This is a genomic window from uncultured Bacteroides sp. (assembly GCF_910585845.1).
Taxonomy (GTDB): Bacteria; Bacteroidota; Bacteroidia; order Bacteroidales; family Bacteroidaceae; genus Bacteroides.
The window spans coordinates 23,165-49,288 of sequence record NZ_CAJUHF010000015.1 but is presented as its reverse complement, the minus strand read 5'-3'; the positions used below and the strand labels follow the sequence as shown (position 1 = coordinate 49,288).

The following is a 26,124-nucleotide window of genomic DNA, read 5'->3' as shown; positions in this document are numbered from 1 at the left end:
ATCTCGTGAGATGAAATAAATCGTCTCATGGGACGGATTTTTTTGTCTCGTGGAACGAAATTATTCGTCTCATGAGATGATTTTTTCGCTATTACGGTATAAGTAAATCCATCCTTCAAATTTGAGTATAGAGACGAATCTCCTGAATAAAAAAGTGCGTATATGCTAAACAAATTCTTTTCCTTATACGTTCTTAATGAAAGAAAGGCAATACACAATTTATTAACTAAATAACAGAAATTATGGCTAAAAGCGTCAAGGGTACTCAGACAGAAAAGAATCTGTTGACCTCATTTGCAGGAGAATCACAAGCGAGAATGCGTTACACTTATTTTGCAAGTGTAGCCAAGAAAGAGGGGTATGAACAAATAGCTGCTATCTTCACAGAGACAGCCGATCAGGAGAAAGAACATGCCAAGCGTATGTTCAAGTATTTAGAAGGTGGTATGGTGGAAATCACTGCAAGCTATCCGGCCGGTGTTATCGGTACTACATTGGAAAATCTGAAAGCAGCCGCTGACGGCGAACACGAAGAATGGTCGTTGGATTATCCTCATTTTGCCGATGTGGCGGAAGCAGAAGGTTTCCATGAAATTGCTGCCATGTATCGGAATATCTCTATTGCCGAAAAAGGGCATGAAGAGAGATATCGTGCTTTCGTGAGCAACATTGAGAATGCTACCGTATTCGCCAAAGAGGGTGAAGTGGTATGGCAGTGCCGCAACTGTGGCTTTATCTATGTAGGTAAGGAAGCTCCGGAAATTTGTCCGGCTTGCTTGCATCCGCAGGCCCACTTCGAAGTGAAGAAGGAAAACTATTAAGATTTTTTGCATCTGTGTAAATAGAAGTTTTTTGCATCTGTACAAAAGATTCTGCCAAGAAGAAACGTCAAATAGCGCGAACGGGCAGAAGGCTGTGAACCTTCTGCCCGTTCCGTTTTTTCTGCTCGAAGCATTCCTTTATTTTAGAGCCTGTTTAAATTTTATTCAAAAAGAACTCTAAAAAGAAGACTGAATAAAATTTAAACAGGCTCTTAATATTCAGGACACTGTTGTCGGCAGTAACTTGTTGTTTGGCTTTTACTCTTTTGCGTGCGGATAGTCAATCGTATAGTGCAATCCGCGGCTTTCCTTGCGCTCCATAGCCTGGCGGGTGATCAGATAACCCACGTTGATCATGTTGCGTAACTCGCAGATTTCCTTTGACGCCTTGCTGCGCTTGAAGAGCTCTTCCGTCTCTTCGTAGAGCAAATCCAGACGTACCCAGGCACGTTTCAGGCGCAGATTACTACGCACGATACCCACGTATGAACCCATGATTTGGTTCACTTCCTTCATGCTTTGAGTGATGAGCACCATCTCTTCGTTGGTAACGGTTCCTTCGGCATTCCATTCCGGTATTTCGTGGTTGAACTCATAACGGTCGAGCACGCTCAGGGCATGCTTGGATGCAGCATCGGCATAGACAACGGCTTCAATCAGCGAGTTGGATGCCAGACGGTTTCCTCCGTGCAACCCGGTGCACGAACATTCTCCTACGGCATACAGGCGGTTGATGGAAGACTCTCCGTTCAGGTTCACCTTGATGCCACCGCAAAGGTAATGGGCGGCAGGAGCTACAGGAATGTAATCCTTGGTGATATCGATGCCCAAGCTGAGGCATTTCTCATAGATGTTCGGGAAATGCTTTTTGGTCTCTTCCGGATTCTTGTGCGTAACGTCCAGATAGACATGCTCGTCGCCACGCTGCTTCATTTCGCTGTCGATGGCACGTGCCACGATGTCGCGCGGGGCAAGCGAAAGGCGGGGGTCATACTTCTGCATGAACTCTTCGCCCCCCATATTGCGCAATACGGCACCATATCCGCGCATAGCCTCCGTGATCAAGAAGCAGGGACGGTCGCCCGGATGATAGAGCGCAGTGGGGTGGAACTGAATGAACTCCATGTCTTGCACCGAACCTTTGGCACGGTATACCATAGCGATTCCGTCTCCCGTAGCCACCAGCGGGTTGGTTGTATTGCGGTAGACGGCACCTACGCCACCCGTAGCCATCAGTGTCACTTTCGAAAGGAAAGTGTCCACTTCGCCGGTGTCCTCGTTCAGCACGTACGCTCCGTAGCATTTGATGCCCGGGGTATGACGGGTTACGATGATGCCCATGTGATGCTGGGTGATGATTTCTACGGCAAAGTGTCGGTTGAAGATTTCGATATTGGGATGTGCCTTTACGGCTTTGATGAGGCTTTGCTGTATTTCAGCGCCAGTGTTGTCCTTATGATGCAGGATGCGGAACTCGGAATGACCGCCTTCTTTGTGCAGGTCAAAGTCTCCCTGTTCGTTTTTGTCGAATTCCACTCCCCAGTTTATCAGTTCCTTGATTTGTCCGGGAGCTTCGCGCACCACTTTCTCTACGGCAGTGCGGTCACTGATCCAGTCGCCCGCAATCATAGTATCTTCAATATGCTTGTTGAAGTTGTCTACCAGCGTATTGGTTACTGAAGCGATACCTCCTTGGGCGAAGAAGGTATTGGCTTCTTCCAGTTCCGTCTTGCAGATGAGTGCTACTTTACCTTTGTGAGCCACTTTCAGGGCGAAGCTCATGCCGGCTATACCGGAACCAATTACTAAAAAGTCGAACTCTTTAATCATATTTCAAATGTTTTCTTGTTGCAAAACTACAAAATAACTGGTTTGCTTGTACTTCTCTTGTATATTAATTCACGATTTTGCGATAAATATTGTTTGGAGGGGCTTCATTCCCGTTGCATATCGGTTGGAGATACCATGAGAAAACTGTATCTTAGCGGCAAAAATAAAACTCAATGAACCGTATTTTTCATGCCCGCGTGGCGATAGGGCAATTTTTGTTTTTGCTGATGGCTACAGCTGTCACTCTTCATGAGATGTGGATGCGGCATGCTGTATTGACTGTTGTTTTCATGTTGCTGCTCGTGATTTCTATCGAGCGTCTTATCCATACTACCTATACACTGACGGCGGACGGTCGTCTTGTGCTCTATTTCGGGCGCTTCACCCGTCCGAAAGATATTCTTCTGAAGGATATTCTTTCTGTAGAGCAGACTTCATCGATGAAGATCGGGGGCTTTGCCATAATGCGTTATGTGTTGGTAAAGTACGGAGCGAAGGAAAAGTGTGCCGTGCTATTGCCTGTGAAGGAGGAGATGTTCGTTAAGATGCTCCAAGAACGCATGTGCGAAGAAAAGACAATGGATTTCAGTTAAATGTGCTAATGGTTTTAGAGGTGTAAAGTTCACGTTTGTGTCCCCAAAAGTGTAGACATGATTATGAGGGCAAAATGTGCACAGGTAAGTATAGAACGAAAAAAGTGAAGAAACCTCTTTTCTTTTGTGCAGATAAGGGAGGTTTTTATTAACTTGCAGGCAGTTTATAAATCAGAGAAACTATGAAATACCAAGTTGCCATTATCGGCGGAGGTCCTGCGGGATATACTGCCGCCGAAGCTGCCGGAAAAGCCGGATTGAGCGTAGTGTTGTTCGAAAAGCAAAGTCTGGGCGGTGTCTGTCTGAACGAAGGCTGCATTCCCACCAAGACGCTGTTGTATTCGGCGAAGACGTACGATGCCGCGCGCCATGCCTCAAAGTATGCAGTCAAAGTGGATGAAGTCTCGTTCGACCTGTCCAAAATCATAGCTCGCAAACAGAAAGTGGTGCGCAAGTTAGTGTTGGGTGTCAAGGGTAAACTGACCGCCCACGGAGTGAACATCGTGCAGGGAGAAGCCGTCATCGTCGACAAGAACACCGTGCAGTGCGGCGATGAAACCTACGAATGCGAGAACCTCATTCTCTGCACCGGTTCGGAAACCTTTATTCCTCCCATTCCCGGTACGGACACCGTGCCTTTCTGGACCCACCGTGACGCGCTGGACAGTAAGGAACTGCCCGCATCGCTTGCCATTATCGGTGGCGGGGTGATCGGTATGGAGTTCGCCTCGTTTTTCAATAGCCTGGGCGTGCAGGTCACTGTCATTGAGATGCTTGATGAGATTCTTGGAGGCATGGATAAAGAACTGTCCGCCCTGCTGCGTGCCGAATATGCCAAACGGGGTGTCAAGTTCATGCTGGGTACTAAGGTGGTATCCGTTGCCGAAGTCTCTTGCGAAGAGGAGAAAAAACAGGTGCAAGTCCATTATGAGAATGCCAGAGAAGTCGGTACCGTACTTGCTGACCGGCTTCTGTTGAGTGTAGGTCGCCGTCCGGTTAGGAAAGGTTTCGGTCTCGAAAATTTGAACTTGCAGAAAACGGAACGGGGAAGTATCTGCGTCGATGGGCAGATGCGGAGTTCCGTTCCGGGTGTATATGTGTGTGGCGACCTGACAGGGTTCTCCTTACTTGCCCACACGGCGGTGCGTGAGGCGGAAGTTGTCGTACATACCATTTTGGGTAAAGAAGATGTCATGAGCTATCGGGCGATTCCCGGTGTGGTGTACACCAATCCTGAGATAGCGGGGATAGGGCAGACTGAAGAGGCTTTGCAGGCGAAAGGCGTTGTTTATCGCGCAGTGAAACTTCCGATGGCTTACAGCGGTCGTTTTGTGGCTGAAAATGAAGGAGTGAACGGCGTCTGCAAACTTCTGATAGCAGAGGATGACACCATATTGGGTGCACATGTACTGGGCAATCCGGCTTCCGAAATCATCACGCTGGCAGGGATGGCGATCGAGTTGAAACTGACCGTTGCGGAATGGAAGAAGATCATCTTCCCACACCCCACGGTTTCGGAAATCTTCAAAGAGGCGTTGTAATTACAAATGATTTATCTCTTATTGTCAAAACACATCCGGCAGAAATATGATAAGTATCAGTAGAGGAATGAACACGAAGGATTTTTTTAGAATGAACACAAAGAATAGAATGAACACAAAGAAACTTTTTTTATTGCTTGTTTTTTCTCTCCTCTTTATTTCTGCCGCATTGTGGGGACAGAATGGGAGTGCGCGTCTCTCTTCCCGTCTGGATACCCTGATCAAGTATAAACTTCCTGCCGGTTCCCATGTCGGTATCTCTATATACGACTTGACCGACGGGAAGCCGTTGTATGCTTATCAGTCGGACAAGCTTTCCCGCCCCGCTTCCACGATGAAACTGTTGACTACCATCACTGCCCTTTCCCGTCCCGAGGCAGACGAACCTTTCCGGACAGAGGTGTGGTATCGGGGAGCGATCGAACAGGACACGTTGAAGGGGGATTTGTATGTTGTCGGCGGCTACGATCCGGAGTTTGATGAGGAGGCTTTGGATTCGCTTGTGAACACAGTGGGGCGTTTCCCTTTTTCGGTCGTTGCGGGCAATGTGTATGGCGATGTCTCCATGAAAGACTCCATCTATTGGGGCAGTGGCTGGGCGTGGGACGATACGCCGGCTTCTTATCAACCCTATCTCTCGCCGCTGATGCTGAACAAGGGTGTAGTGACCGTAACCGCGTCTCCAGGAATGAAGGGAGATACGGCAAGCGTAGAGTGTGTTCCGGTCTCTTCTTATTACACTGTAGTGAATGAAACCGAATCCCATACCCCTTCTGCCGGACGTTTCAGTGTTTCCCGCAACTGGTTGCAGAATGGTAATACGTTGGTCGTCAAAGGAAATGTGAAAAACAGGCAGACGGGCACAGTGAACCTCTATTCTTCACAGGACTTCTTCATGCATACGTTTCTTGAACGCCTGCAGGCGAAAGGTGTTCAGTGTCCTGCAGGTTATGCTTTCCGTGAGTTGCAAAAGGATAGTCTTTCAGTGCAAATGGCACTGTTTGAAACCCCTGTTCAGGAGGTAGTCAATCAGATCATGAAAGAGAGCGATAACCTGAATGCCGAGGCATTGCTTTGCCGCTTGGGAGCACAGTTCACCGGCAGGAAGTGGATCTCCGATGAAGATGGACTTGCCGCCATCCGCCGACAGATAAAGGTATTGGGGGAAGATGCGGATAATTATAAGTTGGCAGACGGTTGCGGGCTTTCCAATTACAACTATATCTCTCCCGACCTGCTGGTCGCTTTTCTTAAGTTTGCCTATTCGCGTACGGATATTTTTCAGAAGTTATATAAAGCACTACCCATCGGTGGCGTGGATGGAACGTTGAGGTATCGTATGCGACGTGGGACACCCTCTTATAAGAATGTGCATGCCAAAACCGGTTCTTTTACGGCAATCAATTGTCTGGCAGGTTATCTGCATGCTGCAAACGGGCATCTGATTGCTTTTGCCATTATGAACCAGAATGTGCTTTCGGGAGCTAAGGCGCGTGCTTTTCAGGATGCTATATGCGATGAAGTGATAAAGTAATGAGTTACAAGTTACAAGCTACAAGTTACAAGCTACGAGTTACAAGCTATAAGTTACAAGTAGCTTACCCACTTGTCACTCGTAGCTTGTCACTTGTCACTCATTTATATTGCGCCCAGTCTACATTTCTCATATCTCCGCTTTTAGCCAGTTCGGCATGCATTCCTAATGCGGCGCGGAGGGCATGCGGCGTTTGAGATTTTCCGTCGGTCAGTTTCAGATAATCCCATAAGATATTCTTGTAGTCGGGGTGTACGCAGTTTTCGATAATGGCTTGTGCGCGCTGCTTCGGGCTCTTGCCGCGCAGGTCGGCAACACCTTGTTCAGTGACGATGATGTTGACATCATGCTCGCTGTGGTCGGCATGCGATACCATCGGTACGATAGCACTGATCTTTCCTTCTTTGGCAACGGACGGACAAGTGAAGATGGAAATGTAAGCATTGCGCGTGAAGTCGCCCGAACCGCCGATACCATTCATCATCTTCGTACCACCGATATGCGTGGAGTTTACGTTTCCGTAGAGGTCCGCTTCGATGGCAGTGTTGATGGAGATGACACCCAGGCGGCGAATCACTTCCGGATTGTTGGAAATCTCTGACGGGCGGAGCACCAATTTGTCGCGGAAGAAGTCCATATCATCATAAATACCTTGCAGGCAGTCGTTCGTGACGGTCAGTGAACAAGCACTGCCAAACTTCACACGACCGTCGCGAATCAATCCGATGACTGAGTTCTGTATGACTTCTGTGTACATCTCGAATGCCGGAATCGTCTTGTCACGTCCCAGTGCGCCGAGTACGGCATTGGCAATGTTTCCTACGCCCGATTGCAGCGGCAGGAACGTCGGCGGGATGATGCCCCGTTTCATATCGGCAGCTAAGAAGTCGGCTACGTTCTGCCCGATTTTGTCTGTCAACGGGTCGGCATCCGCAAAGCCGCGGGCTTCGTCCGGCCAGTTGGTTTCCACCACGCCAACAATCTTCTTCGGGTCTACCTGAATATACGGTTGTCCGATCCGGTCACTTGACTTGTAGATAGGTATCTCGCGACGGTAAGGTGGGTCGAGCAGTTCATATACGTCATGCAATCCCATTGCGTTTTTGCTGTGGGCGGCATTCAGTTCCACGATGATCTGGTCGGCAAGGCGGCAAACGGTGGGTGAGATACCTCCGGCCGCAGTCAGATAGATTTTTCCGTCTTCGGTCACTTCGCAGGCTTCGATGATGGCGATGTTCACTTTACCCATGAAGCCGTAGCGAACCTCTTGCGCCATTTGCGACAAGTGGATATCATTATAGGCAATCTCTCCATTGTTCACCGCCTTACGAAAATCGACATTAGTGGTGTAAGGAGCACGGTAGCGGATGGCTTTGACACGCGAGAGTATACCGTCGCAGGAATCCCCCGTCGATGCACCGGTGAAGATGCCTATCTGGAAAGGATTTCCTTTGGCGTGTTCTGCTTCCGCTATTTTTGCTAATTCAGCCGTAACGGCTTTGGCTGTTCCTGCGGGAGTAAATCCGCTCAAGCCGATGTTGTAGCCATGTTTGATCAGGCTTGCAGCTTCTGCTGCCGAGATGTAATTGAGTGCCATAATTAATTATTTTTTTCGGTATGAAAACTCATGATTTGCAGGCGAAAGTTCTTTGCATGGCAAATGGGAGTTTCATCCTGTGTTGATATTGCTATGTCTCCGCCGTCCATTTGTTTCGCAGTATTTCCGACCAGATGATGGCTTTCCGCGCTTCCTCCACCGAATGGATGGAATAATCGGGATTACTGTCAGACGCCTGCGGGGCAGGTGGAGGAGAAGGGGATACTTTTTTCGGAGGGGCTGTACGTGGGGAAGCCGTAAGCTTGTGAACTACTTTGGGAGGCAGCTTTTCCGTAGTATGGTCAGCATAAGGTCTTCCCCAACTTTGCGGGACGGGCATTGCATCTTCGTCAATCTCTTCTTCCGGCAAAGGGGTGTCAAATTGATTGTCGGTGCTTTTTTTGCTCTCTTTTTTGAGTTGTCCGACAATACTGATGATGATGAAACCTGCGATAAACAGGAACTGTAATATGTCTTCCATATTGTTTCTGATTTATTTATCGCCAAAGGTAATTAAATAATCTGAATTAGAACCTATTTTGAAGGTAATTAATAATCGCCTTGAAAGTAATTAAATAATGGGGATGACAGTCTGTTTGGAGAGATGAAAAAAAAGGGCAGTTTCACAACTCCCCTTATTCTTTTTAACCTAAACCTTAACTATGAAAAAATCTAATGTTTCTTTCGTTTACAAAATTGTGAAATATTTCCGTTTACACCAAATAACAGCCACAAAAATGTTCACTCCCTTAACATTAATTATCAGAAACACATCAAAATGTCCACTATCAGATGTTATTTTCCTCTTGTTTCGTCTTTAGTTTGGAGGCGAAGGCGTATCTTTGCGGCGGAAACTCTTTCATCGTAGAATTATGCGGATCGATACGGATTTCTTTTGCAAAATGAGACAATTACTCTTTGCAAGACGGGAAGTTGCCGAGGATTCGGCAGAAAATTCAATAATCAATTTGTACTGATCTGTATTTTCTGTGGTGGACTAAAAAACAAAGAATTTATGGAAAATATGACGGGAGCAGACTTTAAATCTGCAACTACCGATGTCAACAAGAAGTTGTTCATCGAAACCTACGGCTGCCAGATGAACGTGGCAGACAGTGAAGTAATCGCTTCTGTGATGCAGATGGCGGGATATACCGTAGCAGACACGCTGGAAGAGGCGGATGCAGTGTTTATGAATACTTGTTCCATCCGTGACAATGCCGAACAGAAGATCCTGAATCGGCTGGAGTTCTTCCATTCGCTCAAGAAGAAGAAACGCCATCTGATTGTGGGCGTATTGGGCTGCATGGCGGAGCGGGTGAAAGAAGACCTGATTGCCAATCATCACGTCGATCTGGTGGCAGGTCCGGATGCTTATCTCACTCTTCCCGACCTGATTGCCGCTGTGGAGGCAGGCGAGAAAGCGATCAATGTAGAACTGTCTACTACGGAGACTTATCGGGACATCATTCCTTCGCGCATTTGCGGTAACCGCGTTTCAGGATTCGTATCTATCATGCGCGGTTGCAATAACTTCTGTACGTATTGCATTGTTCCCTATACCCGCGGTCGGGAGCGTAGTCGTGACGTAGAAAGCATCTTGGGTGAAGTGTCCGACTTGGTGGCAAAAGGTTATAAAGAAGTTACCCTCTTGGGACAGAACGTCAACTCTTACCGTTTTGAGCGTCCGGACGGCGGAGTGGTCACTTTCCCCATGTTGCTTCGCATCGTGGCTGAAGCTGCACCAGGTATGCGTATCCGTTTCAGTACATCCCATCCGAAGGATATGAGCGATGAAACGTTGGAGGTGATAGCCCAAGTTCCCAATGTGTGCAAGCATATCCATCTGCCGGTGCAGAGCGGAAGTTCGCGTATTCTGAAGTTGATGAACCGCAAATATACCCGTGAGTGGTATCTGGAGCGTGTGGATGCTATTCGCCGCATCATTCCCGATTGCGGCTTGTCTACCGATATTTTCTCCGGTTTTCATTCTGAAACGGAGGAAGACCATCAGCTTTCCCTTTCTTTGATGGAGGCTTGCGGTTACGATTCCGCTTTCATGTTCAAGTATTCCGAGCGTCCGGGTACGTATGCTTCCAAACATCTGCTGGACGATATTCCTGAAGAGGTGAAGATACGTCGTCTGAATGAGATAATCGCTTTGCAGAACCGTCTTTCGGCAGAAGCGAATGCCCGTTGCGTCGGCAAGACGTATGAAGTGCTGGTGGAAGGAGTTTCCAAACGTTCGCGCGAACAGCTGGTGGGACGTACGGAACAGAACCGCGTGGTGGTATTTGATCGTGGAACACATCGTGTGGGCGATCTGGTGATGGTGAAGATTACCGAGTCCAGTTCGGCAACGTTGAAGGGAGAAGAAGTTTGATCTGTCTGTTTCTCTCTTTTTTGTCTTTAATGTGTGTGCATACTTTATAATGTATGTGTGTATACTTTATAATGTATGTACGTACTCTATTTTAATTTAATGTGGATATTCTCTGCTCGTACGCGCGCTTTCGCGCGCATACATGGAGTTTTTGTATTTCTGCCTACATCTCGTGTATGTTTCTGTATGACAGGGTGATATGTATGGTGTAGGCAGGGTGTAACCAGGGTGTAGGTAAATTTACCTACACCCTGGTTGTTTATATATATATTTATTTATATTTAACGGATTCATATATAGGCAATAAAGGTAATAATCTGCCAATAATCCGGTTTAAGGAAGAAGGGGTAATAATCCTGTTTTTATAGGGTTGTTCTTGCCGTCGTAAGGAAAGGGGAACATTCGTTTTCTCTCCTTTCTTTTTGTTATAACAAAGCGAGATCATTATGTTGATGATCAATGTTATATTGTAACCCACCTATGTGGAACACGTGCTTCACCATTGTGGAGCTGGTGAACCACAATGGTGAAGCACGTGTTCCACATAGGTGGGCGTATAATAATGAAGCGTTCTGAACGGAACAAACATAGGGGGAAAAATTAGAATTTTACCTTGATTCTTTTCATAAATGAGTATGCCTACTTCCAGCGCATGCTCTTCGGCACTTCCAAATTAGTGACCGAATATATCCATCGTGGCGAAAGTTACTTCTTAATACCGGCGAAATCCCGGAAGATGCGTTGGCACCCGGTTTGCCGGAAGCCAGAGAGAAGCTAAACTTGGACAAACTCTCCAAATCGGAGTTGGAGGCTTATTATAGGCATTTGGACAATGTGGTTATTCTGAGAGACAATATCAATACTGAATGTGCAGAAGGGCGTGCAGAGGGACGTGCGGAAGAAAAACGAGAAATGGCTTTGAGAATGAAATCGGAAGGTATTCCTACGGAAGTAATAGCCCGATGCAGTGGATTGCAGATAGAAGATATTGATAATCTGTAATTATCAGATTATGATAGTCTTATGAATAATCTTGTAGGACTATTATATTGAGGATACTTTGTAGTATGTTTTTAGAAAAGATGGAAAAGAGTTTGAAAGTCCCATGGTTCTCATGAGATGAGGGATCAATATTATTAAATATGCAGAATGTATATTCTTCCATCGAATTTTGTTATATGGTTCGCTGTTTCCAATGGTTCAAAGATATAAAAGAAAGCAAATCATAACTATTGGCACCAGAATCAAATAAAATAATAACTGTTTCCGATATTTCCAAAATCCTAAAAATGTGAGAGTTCCTTTAACGTATAGGCATAAAAAAAGGAGTACCGCTGTACTCCAACCTTTGTTAACCTTAAATCTAATACTATGAAAAACACATTGCAAAGGTACGGACTTTTTGCTATTCTCCAAATAAAGCAAATAAAAAAGTGTGTTTTATAACATGTTTTAGCAAAAAGAATGCTTTTGTTAAGGCTTACTAAGGATTTAAACACTCTCAAAGCTTGTTTTCTAAAAAAGAATTATCTTTGTCTCATCAATCAAAATATAATAAAGATAAGCTTTGCATGAACGAAGATATTGTCCTCACTCCGATGATGAAGCAGTTTCTGGACTTGAAAGCCAAACATCCAGATGCCGTTATGCTGTTTCGTTGCGGCGACTTTTATGAAACTTATTCCACTGATGCGATTGTTGCAGCCGAAATACTGGGAATCACCTTGACTAAACGTGCCAATGGCAAAGGAAAAACAATCGAAATGGCAGGGTTCCCACATCATGCACTGGATACATATCTGCCTAAACTGGTGCGTGCAGGTAAGCGCGTGGCCATTTGCGATCAGCTGGAAGATCCTAAGCTGACCAAGAAACTGGTGAAGCGAGGCATTACGGAACTGGTGACTCCGGGCGTTTCTATCAATGATAATGTGCTGAACTATCGCGAAAACAATTTTCTTGCTGCAGTTCATTTCGGTAAGGGGATGTGTGGCGTGGCGTTCCTTGATATTTCTACGGGGGAATTTCTTACGGCGGAAGGACCTTATGACTATGTGGACAAGTTGTTGAACAACTTTGCGCCGAAAGAAGTACTCTTTGAACGAGGCAAGCGCGGCATGTTCGAGGGGAATTTTGGCGGCAAGTTCTTCACTTTCGAACTGGACGACTGGGTGTTTACGGAGACTACCGCCCGCGAAAAGTTATTGAAGCATTTTGAAACGAAGAACTTGAAGGGATTCGGAGTGGAACATCTCAAGAACGGTATTATCGCTTCGGGTGCCATCTTGCAATATCTTATCCTGACACAGCATACTCAGATCGGACACATCACGTCGCTGGCACGTATTGAAGAGGATAAATATGTACGCCTTGATAAGTTCACTGTCCGCAGTCTTGAGTTGATGGGCAGTATGAACGACGGAGGTAGCAGCTTGCTGAATGTGATTGATAAGACCATCAGTCCTATGGGGGCGCGTTTGCTGAAACGCTGGTTGGTGTTTCCGTTGAAAGAAGTACAACCGATCAACGAACGGCTGAATGTGGTGGAATACTTCTTCCGTCAGCCCGACTTCAAGGAGTTGATAGAAGAACAGTTGCATCTGATCGGTGACTTGGAACGTATCATCTCCAAGGTTGCCGTAGGGCGTGTCTCTCCGCGCGAAGTTGTAGCGCTGAAGGTAGCACTTCAAGCCATAGAACCTATCAAGAAAGCATGTTTGGAAGCGGATAATGCCAGCCTGAACCGTATCGGCGAACGGCTGAATGTCTGCCAGGATATACGCGACCGCATAGCGAAAGAAATCAATAACGACCCTCCGCTGCTGGTGAACAAAGGCGGTGTCATCCGGTCGGGTGTCAGCAATGAACTGGATGAACTGCGTCAGATAGCCTATTCAGGCAAAGATTACCTGTTGCAGATACAGCAAAGGGAGAGTGAACTGACGGAAATCCCCAGCCTGAAGATCGGTTACAACAATGTATTCGGTTATTACATCGAGGTGCGAAATACGCATAAAGATAAAGTGCCGCAGGAGTGGATACGCAAGCAGACCCTGGCAAATGCGGAACGATATATCACCCAAGAGCTCAAGGAGTATGAAGAGAAAATATTGGGAGCCGAAGACAAAATACTGATACTGGAGACTCAACTCTATACGGAATTGGTGCAAGCCTTGAACGAGTTCATACCTGACATTCAGGTCAATGCAACCCAGATTGCTCGTTTGGACTGTCTGCTTTCGTTTGCCAACGTAGCGCGTGAGAACAGCTATATCCGCCCTGTCGTTGAAGATAATGATGTGTTGGATATTCGTCAGGGACGCCATCCGGTGATTGAGAAACAGTTGCCGATAGGAGAGAAGTACATAGCCAACGATGTGATGCTGGACAGCAGTTCGCAACAGATTATTATCATCACTGGTCCGAACATGGCGGGTAAGTCGGCATTGTTGAGGCAGACGGCACTGATAACGTTGCTGGCGCAGATAGGCTGTTTCGTACCCGCAGAGAGTGCACATATCGGATTGGTGGACAAGATATTTACCCGCGTGGGGGCCAGTGATAATATTTCCGTCGGCGAATCTACCTTTATGGTAGAGATGAATGAAGCTGCCGACATCTTGAACAATCTCTCTCCACGCAGCCTGGTGCTTTTTGACGAGTTGGGGCGGGGAACCTCTACATACGACGGCATTTCCATCGCTTGGGCGATTGTGGAGCACATTCACGAGCATCCCAAGGCAAAGGCGCGTACTTTATTTGCCACGCACTATCACGAACTGAATGAGATGGAAAAGAGTTTCAGCCGCATTAAAAACTACAACGTCTCCGTCAAGGAGGTGGATAACAAGGTCATTTTCCTGCGTAAGTTGGAGCGTGGCGGTAGCGAACACTCTTTCGGTATCCATGTGGCAAAGATGGCAGGCATGCCGAAAAGCATCGTCAAACGTGCGAATGACATCCTGAAACAGCTGGAGAAGGACAATCGCCAGCAAGGCATCGTCGGTAAGCCGATCGTGGAAGCGGGAGGGGCACATGGCGGCATGCAACTCAGTTTCTTTCAGTTGGATGACCCGGTACTCTGTCAGATACGCGACGAGATACTGACGCTGGATGTGAATAACCTGACGCCGCTGGAGGCGCTGAATAAACTGAATGACATCAAACGGATTGTGAAAGGGAAGTGAAGAAGCATTCTTCCTTCTCCTAACATTGTATCTTTTGTTTCTTAACGTTGTATCTTTTACCTCCTAACATTGCTTGTTTTAGGGCAACACAAGCAATATTAGGAGTTCTTTTTATTTCTTCTTCACGCTCTCCTTCTGCTGTTCTTTGTACTGCCGCGGAGGCATGCCGTAGCGTGCAGTGAACAACTTGTAGAAAGTACCTCGGTTGTTGAATCCCGTCTGATCCATAATCTCTTCGATGGTGAGGTTGCGGGTCAGTAGCAAACGTTCCGCCATCGTCAGGCGATACTCCTTGATGATGTCGGCGGGCGACTTCTCGGTGATGGGTTTCAGTTTCCGGTAGAACTGGCGGGTACTATACCCTAACTCGCTGCTCAGCAATTCGACGGACAAGTCGGGATTGCTGATATTCTTCTCTATGGTCTCCGTTATCTTGTCCAGGAATTCCTGGTCTTCCTTATGGATACAATTGCCGTTTTCTATCTTGACGGAACTGAATATGGAACTGTAATATTCCTTCAGGTCCAGTTTGCGTTTGAGCAACCGGTAGACTATCTGCTCCAGGTATTTCACGTTGAAAGGTTTCGTGACGTAGGCTTCCGCTCCCGATTCGATGCCTTTCACCTGCTCGTCTTCATTGCGCAGGGCGGACAGCAGGATCAACGGTATGTGGCTCCACAATTTATTCTGCTTTATCTGTTGGGCGAAGGAGAGCCCGTCAATTTCGGGCATCATGACGTCTGAGATGATTAAGTCCGGTTGCTTTAATTCCAGGCTGTCCAAGGCTTCTTTGGCGTTGCTGAAAGACACCACATTATACTTCTCGACAAATATCTCCGAAACGAACCACAACATGGAGGGATCATCGTCGATGATCATGATGGTTTCTTTGGAAGCATCGAATGCCGTAACCGTTTTTTTCAGTTCCACGGGTTCGTCATTCATGCTCAATGCCGTGTTCTCATACACTTCCTGCGGTGCTTCCTGCTTCGTGAGCGGCGGCTCCGGTAGGGTCACAGTGAAGGTTGTCAGTTCGTTGGGCGTACTGTCGACGGTGATTTGCCCGTTCAGCAGGGTAGTCATGCTTTTGCATATGGCCAGTCCGAGACCGTTTCGCGAGTTGGTTCCGTTCATTTCGAAGGAATCCAATATCTTGTAGCGGTCGAATATCTTGGCAAGATTCTCCTTGGCTATTCCCTTGCCGGAGTTGGAGATACGGATGATGAGGCTGCCGTCTTCCGTTTTCAGTCCGACGGTGATGGTTCCTTCTTCCGGTGTATATTTGAAGGCGTTCGATATCAGGTTGTTGGCTATCTTGTTGAAACAACTGATATCCGTGTTCCACAGCACGTCGGGCTGTATATCCAACCGGTAGTTCAACTTACGGTTCTCCGCCAATTCTCCGAACGACTCGGCTATGTTCCTTATCTTGTCCGATACGGATAAGCGCTGGATGGAAAGCGCCTTGTTGCCCGTCTCCAGTTTGCGGAACTCGAGCAACTCGAGAATCAGGCTGTTCAGCCGTTCGGTATTCTGCCGTATCATCTGTCCGTATTTGCGGATGTACGGGTCGGCGTTCGGATAGGCAAGTATCTTCTCGCACGGGCCATAGATCAGGGTTAGGGGAGTGCAGAACTCATGCGTGATGTTGGTGAAGAAACGAAGTTTCGATTCATAGATTTCCTCCTTTTTTTCCCGATTCATCTTTTCGATAATATGGTGCTGCTTGCGGCGGTATTTTTGGATAAACTGGTAGACCAGCAGCAGGCAGAGCGAAGCGGCCAGCAGGAAATATACTCCGTATGCCCAGTAGTTTAGATACCAGGGGGGAGTGATGTAGATGAACAGGGTTTGGGGGCGGCTTTCCTGTTCGTTGGTGTTGTTTTTGTACTTCACTAACAGGGTGTACTTGCCGGGCGAGAGGTTGGAAAATATGGCGTTGGCAGATGTTCCGCTCTCTATCCAGTGGTCGCTGACCTCCTCCAGCTTATAGGAGAAGGAGTAGTTGTTGCCGTTGATGTAGTCCACTGCCATGAAGTTGATGCAGAAGAAGTTTTGGCTGTAATCCAGTTGCAGTGTCAGTGTTTCTTTCTTTTCGGAGACGAAGTCATGGATGTTGTACTCTTTTCCGAAGATGGTCAATCCTTTCAGGTGTATCTGTGGCATGTAGTCTTCCATGATGTAGGTGTTGGACTTCACGGTCACAAATCCGTTTGTTCCTCCGAAGAACAGCGTGCCCGTCCGCTTGTCCTGATGGAAAGCGCCGTCGCTGAACTCGGTGACGGCCAAGCCATTCTCACGGTTGTAGGTCTGTCCGGTATGGGTCTGCGGGTTGAATCTTACCAATCCCCGATTGGTGCTTATCCAGAGATTGCTCTGATTGTCTTCCAGAATCCCGTGTACGGTATTGTTCAGGAAGAGGGCGGCCCTGTCGTGATGGGGCGAATTGTCTTGATCGAAGTGGAGTAGGCCTGAACTGGTGCCCAGCCAGTAGCCTTTCTCGTTCTTATAGATGGAGAATATGTCGTTGACCGTCTGACTGTTCACCACATTGTCGAAGCTGTATGGCGTCAGGCAGCCGGTCCGCGTGTCGAGCTTGTAGGCTCCGTATCCGCGGTTGCCGAACCACAGGGTGGAATCGTTTTCCAGGAAAGAGGTGAAAAAGTAATTGGATGCCATACGCCCGTTGTCCAGCGTGATTCTGTCGGCGTACTTTGCGGCAGGGGATGCACTGTTGCCGTCTAACGTGATTTTCACGATGCCTTCTCCCACGGTTGCCACCCATAGGGTGGAATCGTTCAGTTGGTTGATGGAGTGCACGTATTTCACTTTTTCGCCTTTGGCTGTTACGGGAAACTCCCTGATCTGCTTGTCTTTGTACGAGTAATAGTTGATACCGTTTTCGGTGCCTATCCATAGCCGGTCGGCGGTGCTGGGGGCAAAGCAGTAGACGGAGTTGTCGGTCAGTGTACTGTTGCTGCTGGTGATGTGGTCGAACGCTTCCGGCGCGCTGTTTTCGGGCGAGTATGCCTTGATGCGCAGTATTCCTCCTCCTTTGGTTCCTATCCATAGGGTCTGTTCGTGGTCGTGATATAGGGCGCGTACGGGGTTGTTTATCTGATATACGGGCGTGTCGAGCAGGGTATTGGTGATGGAGAAGGCGTTGTTGAAGTACATATATACGCCTTGTCCGTCCGTACCGATCCAGACGATGTCCTGAAATCTGTCTTTCATCAGGCAGAAGATGCCGGAATGAATCTCGGTGGACTGCATCTGGTATTTTATTTTCTGTTCGGGCATGTATTTCAGTACGATTAACCCGCTGTTTTTGAATCCGATGTAGTAGTCGTTCTGCTGTTTGATAATGGAGGAGACTTCTCCGCGCGTTTCGATCTCCGTCTTCAGGTCGGCAATGAAGTATTGCTGCTGATTGCTGAAATCGTATTCGTAGAGCGAGTAGGTTTCGTCGATGAAGTAGGCTAAACGCTCTTCCGAGAATGCCCATAGCAGTTTTTCCTGGTGTTTGAAGAGGTTTTCGGGTGTCAGGGTGATGTTTTCCGCCGCCTTGTTTATCCGGTAACTTCGGGTGTCGTTATCGGAGGTGAATATCCACAAGACGTTGTCTGCGTCTATGGCGACGGAAAGTATGTGGGCGAACGAGACGCGCGGGACGTCCAGTTTCTGGAAAGCATGTTGCCCTTGCGGGATGCAGTAGAGATATCCGTCGTCTTTCACGATAAAGAGGTCGTTGTTGTTGCTTTTTGCCATGTAGTTCTTGTCCTTGAAGTCGGCGAAGCTTTGGCAGATCTGCTGTTTGAGATCGATCCGGTCGAGTCCGTAGTTGGTCTGAATCCACAGAATATCTTTTTCGGCTTCCATGATGCGGCTGATCATGTTGCCGGACAGTATCGCTTTGGAGGAGTTGACGGGGTTGTACATGTACAGGCTGTTGCCGTCGAAGATGTTCAGTCCGTCGCACGAGCCGATCCAGATGGTGCCTTGGTGGTCTTGGTAGAGCGAGAGGATGGCGCTGTTGGACAGTCCCTCTTTGTTGGAGAATTGTCGCAGGCTGTATGCGTGGGCTGGGTGTGAAAGACAGCATAAGATGCAGGTCAGTAATACGATGCTGAAAAGGCAATGTCTGTTCTTCATATTTCTGTATATTGGACTTATTAGTTACGGCAAAGATAGTGCAAACGAGGGCAATGGGGAGCTTGCTCATCACTGCCGGGTGCTGCCTATCTTCTGCAAAGATAATGTTTTATCGTGATTATGGTAACTTATGTGTCTTCTTTCAGCTTTCAGAAGGAAGTATTATCCCCTTACTATTTCCTATCTGAATAATGTTATAACCTTAATGCTTATTAAATACAAATATAGATGATAAAATACAAATATAGATGAGGTTCTAACAAGCCTAAAGGTAAAAACGATTTTTTTGTTTTATTTTGAAGTTCATCTATCGGTTCCTCTAAGGAGTACAATTTATATACAGTTATACAGTTACTTATTCAAAGTTTGCAAGCTCAACTTTTGTAGGTAACAAGGTAATGAAGAAACGAGGTGACAAGGAAAAAATGCTTGTTTGTCATCAAACTAAGAATTATAACCAGTACTGTCTTCCTTGTAAACTTGTTAACTTTACTCTTGTCAACTAAGAAGTTGAGCTTGCGAAACTTAAATTATTCAGACTTATATATCTATCACCATCCTTCGTTTTGCGGATAACGTTCGCCGGTCGTCACGCGGTCGATCATCTGCTGCGGGATGGGACGCAACCAGTGTCTGTCTTCCGTGATGTTCGCATGAGCTTTGCCGTCGTCATACTTGCGTACACGTTCGATCAATGTTCCGGTACGTGCCAAGTCTGCCCAGCGGCAGTGTTCTGCAAGCAGTTCGCGGGTACGTTCTTCGAGGATGAAGTCGAGGGTGACATCGCTTGGGGTGATATCCAATGCGCCTGCTGTACCGACTTGCTTGTCGCGGGCACGCTCTCTGATCACGTTGATGTATTTGGCGGCGTTCGTATTGTCACCCAACTTGAATGCAGCCTCGGCAGCCAGCAGGTAAGTCTCGCCTAAACGGTAGATGATATAAGAACGGTCCGTGTTGTCGTTCGGAATGGCACGCGTACGGTCCAGGAACTTCATGATGGTCGGGAAAATGGCACGGCCGTTGTAGGCGTCGGGCGTAAAGATCAGATAGTGGTTGCCGGCACGGTTCTGCGTCTTGGCACGGATTTCCTCAGCGGACATGTAATAACCCGGATAGTACATCGCCGTATCGCCGACAACGGTATAATCCCATTGGAAGTGTTCGTCCTTGCCGTCGATGACATAGTTGACCTCTCCGCCCTTCTGAGTCTTGGTGGCATACCATACGGTCTGGAAAGTTGCTTTGTAACGCGTGTCCATGTCGCGGTTGTTGAAGGCGTTATAGGTGTATCCGGTCGGGTTGATCCAGGAGTAGCAACGTCCGTCGTTGATGTTACGTTCGCCGAGATACTGGTCGTAACCGTTCACGAAGTAATGGTTCAGCGTACTGCGTCCGCCGAACGTGTTGTCATCGTCCCAGTCCATACGGGCTACGAACAGCTCTTCCTTGTTCTTGCCGGAAGGAGCGTCGTTGGCTTCATCGAAGACATCGGCAAAGTTGTCCATCAGCTTCAGTCCCAAGGAGGGCGCATCGGCAATCAGTCCGGTTGCCATTTCGTAAGCTTTCTGATAATATTCCTTTGCCTTAGTGGTGTTATAGTACTTCGTCTGCGTGTTTCCTTTGTAAGCTGGATTGGCAGGGTCTTTATCGAACACCCATCCTAAGGTCAGATAAACGCGTGACAGCAAGTGGCGGGCGGCAGCGGCAGAAGCACGGCCGGACTCCAGACTGTTCAGTTGTGGACTGGGCGAACAGAGTCTGACGGCATTCAGCAGGTCGGGGATGATGACCTCTTCGTAAACGCGTACCATGTCGTGACGTTCGGCGGAAGTACCGGGAGAAGCATTGTAGGTGGTAGTCAGGGTGACGTCGCCGAATTGCTCTACCAAGTGGAAGTAGTTGTAAGCCCGCATGAAGTAGGCTTCGCCTAAGTATTGGTCGCGTTGTGCGGCAGTCAGTACGGTGGTGGTGACGTCTACTTTGTCCGCATTCTCAATCATGTAGTTCAGGGTGTTGATGTGGATATAGGCATCGTTCCACAACTTCCTTGGATATTCGTTGTTGGCATTATACTTCTCCAGGTCGTAGTTGGCAAGGTCGGCACAGCGGTTGCTGCCTCCGATGTTGTTCTTCAATTCGTCCGTTCCCGGATTCATCAGACCGTGAATACCTTCTTCGGCGCTATACGTGGAACGTACGTTGGCATATACAGAGTTCAGAGCCATGCTGAATCCGGCAGGCGTTGCCATGAAATCCTGCATCACATTCGAGTGGTTCTCTTCTTCCAGAAAATCGGAACAACCGGTTGCCAGCAAAACAAGCGATGACAAGGCAAGAGTTGATAATATATTTTTCATATCTATTTGGCTATTATTCGATGATTAAATTAGAAAGTTAAATTCAGTCCGAACACGAACGAGCGTGTAGGAGGCGTCTTCAGGTTGATGGTGCTTGTAGTCTCCGGATCGATACCGCCGTCTTTGCGGTATTCCTTGCTGAACCAGGTGTAGAGGTTCGAGCCGGTGGCATATACGCGGGCAGACTGTACGTTCAGTTTGGAGAGGAACGTCTTGGGGATGTTATATCCTAACGTGATGTTTCTCAGTTTCAGGTAGGAACCGTCGTAGCGTGCCAGCAGTCCTTTGTTGGAAACCGTAGCGGTGGTAGGTTTCGGCCAGCGGGCGGTGGTGTTGTCCGGTGTCCAGTAGTCGATGTTCAGGTTGTTGTATCCTCCTTGCAATGTGTTCATCCAGCCGTTGTGCATGTCGGAAGTGATCGTTCCGCCATAACGGAATGTCCATAAGAATGAAAGGTCGAAGCCTTTCCATGCAAAGCGGTTGTTGATACCTCCCTCGAACTTCGGGGCACGGCGACCGATAAATACTTTATCGTCTTCGTTGATGATCTGTTTGGCTTTCGGAGTGATGCCGTCTTCCTCATAGTCGATGTGGTGGTTCTTGATCTTGACCGTACCGATGACGGAGTTGGCACCGGAAGTGGCATAGCCGAATGTTTCTGCCAGCGCACGGTCTTCGGGAGTATCTTGCCACAGACCGTCGTGTTCGTAAGAGTAGATCACGTATCTGTCTTGTCCCAAGAAGAATCCGGCATCCTTGTCAAATTCCACTCCTTCGCCAAGATCCATGATTTTGTTACGGTTGCCGAAGATGTTTAAGTCGGTTGACCAAGAGAGTTTGTCCTGTCCGTCGCCTTCGATATTCACTGTAGTCACATTGAATTCCAGACCACGGTTTCGGGTAGCTCCGCGATTGGTCAGGTAAGAATTGGAGTAACCGGAAGTAGAAGGCAGATGTACACCCAGCAACAAGTCCGTAGTATTCTGCTGATACCATTCGATAGTACCGGTGATGCGGTTGTTCAGGAAGCCGAAGTCTACACCTACGTTCCATGTCTCGGTGTTTTCCCATCCCAGGGAGCTATCCGGCACAGTACCCGGACGAACACCCATCACGCCGCTTGTACCCAACAAGTACTTGCTGCCGGTATCCAGTATCGACATCGTCTGATAAGCATTGATAGCCGTACTGCCCACATTACCCCAGCTGGCTCTCAGTTTCATGCCGGAAAGGACGTCCGTATTGACATTCTGCATGAAGTTCTCACGCATCAGGTTCCATCCCAAAGCAACCGAAGGGAACGCATGCCATTTGTTACCTTTTGCCAAGCGGGACGAGCCGTCGTATCTCACGGTTGCCGTCAACAGGTACTTCTCTTTATAGTTATAGTTCAGACGTCCCATGTAAGAGAGCAGGCCCCATTTCTCGTAGCCACCGCCACCGGTCACATTGCCCTGTGCAAGTCCCGGATTGTAATACTGGATGTTGTCATCGTAGTAGTCATTGCCGGACACGCTGTTCTTGGTGAACTCCTTCTCTTCTGCGGAAAACAATCCGGTCACATTGAAGTTGTGGACATTGTTGAAAGAGTAGTCCCAAGTCAGGATATTCTCCAACGTATAGTCTACACTGTGCTGATATTCGCCGAATGACCAGTCGAGGGCGCCCATACGTTTGGTCGTATTGGTGGATTGGAATTGGCCGATTGAGTAATATTTCAGGTTGATACCGCCGTTGAAACGATACTTGATGCCGAAAGGCAACTTCACATCGATATAACCGGTGGTGAAGGTAGACAGGCTCTTACGGTCGTCCACTACACTGTTCTTCTGCGTATCTAATAAAGGGTTCCATACATTCTGTCCGCTACCGGGCAAGTAAGTGCGCAGAGAACCGTCTTCTTTGTACGGAGTGGTGAAAGGAGAAGCACGCAAAGCCATTTCCATCGGATTGGTGTCCTGACCTTTATTGATGATGTAAGTATTCAAGGTAGAAAGACCCACTCTCAGAAAGCTGGTTATCTCCGTGTCGAGAGAAAGCTTTGCCGTCATACGCTCGAAGCTGTGTGCCTCATAGTTATTTTGTCCTTTATAGTAACCTACGGAAGCGCTGTACGTAGTACGGTCATTGCCGCCATTGATAGCCACCTGATGATTCGTCGTCATGCCGTTTCGGAATATCAAGTCCTGCCAGTCCGTATCGTTTCCTGCCAGATAGCCTTCCATCTCCTCCTGATCGCGGAAGACATCCCCCACGCGCATCAGATTCGGGTCGTCAATGCCGATGTAGGCATCCGGATTGGCATTATAGGTAGCCCATTTCTTCAGTTGGATATATTCGGAACTGTTCATCACGTCATATTCCTTGATGGCAGTCGTGATACCGTAATAACCGCTGTAGCTGACGTTCATTTTCCCTTTGCTTCCACGTTTCGTAGTGATCAGAAGTACGCCGTTGGCACCGCGGGAACCATAGATGGCTGTTGCCGAAGCGTCTTTCAGTACGCTGATGCTCTCTACGTCATCGTTATTGATTTCGTTCAGTCCGCCGGAGAAAGGGATTCCGTCTACAATGATCAAGACATCATTTCTTCCACTAAGCGAACGCTCTCCACGCACACGAATCTGTGGAGAGGCTCCCGGATGCGTATTTCCGCCTGCCATCTGTACGTCCACACCGGCAGCCAGACCTTGCAATGCTGTTCCGATGTTTCCTACGGGTGCCTGTTGTAGCGCTTCGCTTTTTACATTTACCATCGCTCCGGTGATGTCCGACTTCTTTTGCGAACCGTAACCGACAACGACTACTTCATTCAACATCTCGGCATCATCCTTCAATACTATTTTCACTGAAGGACCTGTCACTTTCATTTCTTCCGATTTATATCCGATAAAGGAGATAAGTAGAACCGCATTCTTCGGAGCGTCAATGGCAAAGTTACCATCTATGTCCGAAATCACTCCAGTAGTAGTGCCTTTCACTACGATATTAGCCCCAATCACGGGTTCACCGGCAGAATCTACAATCTGCCCTTTCACATGGATGGCTTGTTCTATGGCCGCCATGACATTTACACTGTTCAAAAGAACAAGGCATACCATTAAAGGTATCCACAATAAACGTGTTTTTCGTAACTTCATAATGTATATATATTAAATTAAACAATATGTTTCTTGTTTTTAAGGAGTTAACTCTTCTAACTTCTCATCATTTATAATCCAGCACCAACCGCTCTCCATCCTTCTCTATCTCGATGTGGGTAGAATTGAACGGGGCGTGGCAGTAGGGATTATCGTATCTGTATGCCCAGCGCAACGGCATCTCCTTGTCCTTCACGCAGAACGGACGGTCCCAGCCGTAGGAAACCTTGCCTTCGGACGGAGAATCATAGCTGATGTCCAATCCTTCGGCATGAACCGGTGCGGCAGATATGGCCTCGATAAACCTGGAGAAACTTCCCCATTGCGACTTTGAGCCTGTCTCGCAGATCCAGATGTTCTGTCTGCCTTTTGCCAGCAGGTCGCAGACTTCTCCCCGGTCGTCGGCTTTCAGTTCTGTCGCATTCCTTGAGTAGAGCGCTACGTAGCCCTCTTCCTTACGGCCGAATATCCACGAACCGGAAATATGTACCTCATCAAAGGCTTTCACCGGAAAATAGGCGTGAGAGTAATCGTTTTTCTGATTGTCGGGGATGTTGTAGATGCAGACGACTACATTCTTGCTTTGGGCGGCACGGGGCAGAATTTCATTGCCCGACCAATAGTTGGGCGACCAACGCAGGTTCTTTCCGCCGGGATGATTGGTGTATACCAAGGCTTTGTTGCCCAATGTGGCTTGCCATATATGTTGCTGATAGCCCGGAGCGCCTTTTCTGTAGTCCAATGCACAGCTCAGCATGTAATCGGGCGTGCGGTAAGTCTCTATATTGGCTTCCGAAAGCGCAAAGCGGTCCAGATACATATTCACCAATTTGCCATGTTCGGCAATTTGTGCATCATACTTCCTGATGTATTCGTCGTAATTCCGGTAAGGCCATACGTCGTACTTCTCCGAAATCTGCTTGGACATGCGGATTGCCATCGGATGGATGAATTCTTGCATACCCCAGAAGAGATGGCAGTCCAGCTCCTTGTCATAGGAAAGACCGTAGTCTGCGGCATCCTCCACGTTGATGCTTATCCGTTGACGGTTCAATAGAGGAGTCTTGTAGTCCACTGCTATTTTTCGGATGACTTCCGGGCAACGGTACGCACTGGTAGAGAGTGCTACGGGAGCCATCACTTCGTCCCGGTCGTAGGTTCCCACGCCGAATACCAACTTGGTCAATGGAGCCGTGTAGTGGGCTCCCATGATGAGGGAATGGGCGTAGTTGCGTCCGCTTGTCGAGCCGAGGAAACCTTCGTAATTGTTCAACGCTACATCGAACATGAGCAGGTCAAGTACCATGCCGGCTTTGGAACGGATATTCGCATCTTCGGCAAAGTCGTATAGGTTGGTCAGTAACAGGACTTCCACTTCGTAGTAGGTGGACATCCATTCACTGAATCCGAAACGGAAACGGTATTCCAACCATTTCATCAGCCTCTCCTTGGCATGTGCCATGTGTTGCTTGCCGTTCATTCCGTTGGTGAATCGGGTCTTCTTGTAAAGTTGGCCCGCAAGCAACTCTGCGGTATGGTAGAGTGCTTGGTGGTTCTCTGTATGATAGCAACGGTAGGTCGTATCGCGACGGCCGTCGTCCCACCAATACTTGAAGTCCAGAATGCACTCTTCGATGCTGCCTTTGATCTCTTCCGGAAAGAAGTGTTCTTTCTTGTCCAGGTAAACCATGCGAAGCAGGCAGTTGAGCGTAAAGTCGTTGCAATCCCGGTTGGACTTGATGATGGAAATCACCTCCCGCATCTTGTCCATCTCCAAGGGACGTCCGGAGGCGGCACGTGCGGTCTGACGGAAAACACCGTAGAGGGGATGTCCGCTTCCATTCTCTGAGTAGTAATCTAAAAACAGGGCACGCCGTTCTTCGTAGGTTCCACGGGGAGAACTCCAGTATTCATCGGGCTGGCGAGCCTCGGTTGACGTGGCAAACAGCCACGCCAACAACATGGTAAGCATGATGTATCTCATAA

13 protein-coding genes and 1 pseudogene are annotated in these 26,124 nt (G+C 47.9%); 7 read left to right on the top strand and 7 right to left on the bottom strand.

Features of this window, described 5'->3' with window-relative positions:
- Positions 1 to 242 precede the first annotated feature (242 nt).
- Positions 243 to 821, top strand: coding sequence for a rubrerythrin (gene rbr / locus QZ323_RS06170; protein ID WP_294633706.1), 579 nt, complete (start codon positions 243 to 245; stop codon positions 819 to 821).
- A gap of 258 nt (positions 822 to 1,079) precedes the next feature.
- Here the strand turns inward: rbr and nadB are convergent, their stop codons facing one another.
- Positions 1,080 to 2,651 carry an L-aspartate oxidase gene (gene nadB / locus QZ323_RS06165; RefSeq protein ID WP_294633704.1) on the bottom strand — a complete coding sequence of 524 codons (1,572 nt, stop codon included), beginning with the start codon at positions 2,649 to 2,651 and terminating at the stop codon, positions 1,080 to 1,082.
- Between the two features lie 173 nt (positions 2,652 to 2,824).
- Here nadB and QZ323_RS06160 point away from each other — a divergent pair, with 173 nt between their 5' ends.
- From QZ323_RS06160 to dacB, 3 genes are all read left to right on the top strand, one after another.
- Complete coding sequence (locus tag QZ323_RS06160) at positions 2,825 to 3,244, top strand: PH domain-containing protein (RefSeq protein ID WP_294633703.1); 420 nt, start codon at positions 2,825 to 2,827, stop codon at positions 3,242 to 3,244.
- Positions 3,245 to 3,426: 182 nt separating this feature from the next.
- Positions 3,427 to 4,785 carry a dihydrolipoyl dehydrogenase gene (lpdA, locus tag QZ323_RS06155; protein ID WP_294633701.1) on the top strand — a complete coding sequence of 453 codons (1,359 nt, stop codon included), beginning with the start codon at positions 3,427 to 3,429 and terminating at the stop codon, positions 4,783 to 4,785.
- Between the two features lie 109 nt (positions 4,786 to 4,894).
- Entirely contained in the window at positions 4,895 to 6,319 is a 1,425-nt protein-coding gene (gene dacB, locus QZ323_RS06150) for a D-alanyl-D-alanine carboxypeptidase/D-alanyl-D-alanine-endopeptidase (protein ID WP_294633700.1), read from the top strand.
- A gap of 100 nt (positions 6,320 to 6,419) precedes the next feature.
- Here dacB and QZ323_RS06145 read toward each other — a convergent pair whose 3' ends face one another.
- A complete protein-coding gene (locus QZ323_RS06145) occupies positions 6,420 to 7,916 on the bottom strand; it encodes an acetyl-CoA hydrolase/transferase family protein (RefSeq protein ID WP_294633698.1) in 1,497 nt (498 codons plus the stop codon).
- A 91-nt stretch (positions 7,917 to 8,007) separates the two neighbouring features.
- A complete protein-coding gene (locus tag QZ323_RS06140) occupies positions 8,008 to 8,397 on the bottom strand; it encodes a hypothetical protein (protein ID WP_294633697.1) in 390 nt (129 codons plus the stop codon).
- 534 nt (positions 8,398 to 8,931) lie between these two features.
- Between QZ323_RS06140 and miaB the strand changes: the two genes are divergently transcribed.
- The 3 genes and pseudogenes from miaB (at position 8,932) to mutS (ending at position 14,486) form a co-directional block, all read left to right on the top strand.
- Positions 8,932 to 10,299, top strand: coding sequence for a tRNA (N6-isopentenyl adenosine(37)-C2)-methylthiotransferase MiaB (gene miaB, locus QZ323_RS06135; RefSeq protein WP_294633696.1), 1,368 nt, complete (start codon positions 8,932 to 8,934; stop codon positions 10,297 to 10,299).
- A 628-nt stretch (positions 10,300 to 10,927) separates the two neighbouring features.
- Positions 10,928 to 11,301 (top strand): annotated as a pseudogene (locus QZ323_RS06130) (hypothetical protein); the annotation flags it as partial.
- A 569-nt stretch (positions 11,302 to 11,870) separates the two neighbouring features.
- On the top strand, positions 11,871 to 14,486 hold the full coding sequence (mutS, locus tag QZ323_RS06125; RefSeq protein ID WP_294633695.1) for a DNA mismatch repair protein MutS: 2,616 nt from the start codon (positions 11,871 to 11,873) through the stop codon (positions 14,484 to 14,486).
- Positions 14,487 to 14,597: 111 nt separating this feature from the next.
- On the opposite strand, the gene QZ323_RS06120 is transcribed toward mutS, so the two are convergent.
- The 4 genes from QZ323_RS06120 to QZ323_RS06105 form a co-directional block, all read right to left on the bottom strand.
- Positions 14,598 to 18,638, bottom strand: a complete 4,041-nt coding sequence (locus QZ323_RS06120) for a two-component regulator propeller domain-containing protein (protein ID WP_294633693.1) — start codon at positions 18,636 to 18,638, stop codon at positions 14,598 to 14,600.
- 551 nt (positions 18,639 to 19,189) lie between these two features.
- Complete coding sequence (locus tag QZ323_RS06115) at positions 19,190 to 20,998, bottom strand: RagB/SusD family nutrient uptake outer membrane protein (RefSeq protein WP_294633692.1); 1,809 nt, start codon at positions 20,996 to 20,998, stop codon at positions 19,190 to 19,192.
- A 29-nt stretch (positions 20,999 to 21,027) separates the two neighbouring features.
- On the bottom strand, positions 21,028 to 24,063 hold the full coding sequence (locus QZ323_RS06110; protein WP_294633691.1) for a TonB-dependent receptor: 3,036 nt from the start codon (positions 24,061 to 24,063) through the stop codon (positions 21,028 to 21,030).
- A gap of 142 nt (positions 24,064 to 24,205) precedes the next feature.
- On the bottom strand, positions 24,206 to 26,122 hold the full coding sequence (locus QZ323_RS06105) for a hypothetical protein (RefSeq protein WP_294633690.1): 1,917 nt from the start codon (positions 26,120 to 26,122) through the stop codon (positions 24,206 to 24,208).
- Between the last annotated feature and the right edge of the window lie 2 nt (positions 26,123 to 26,124).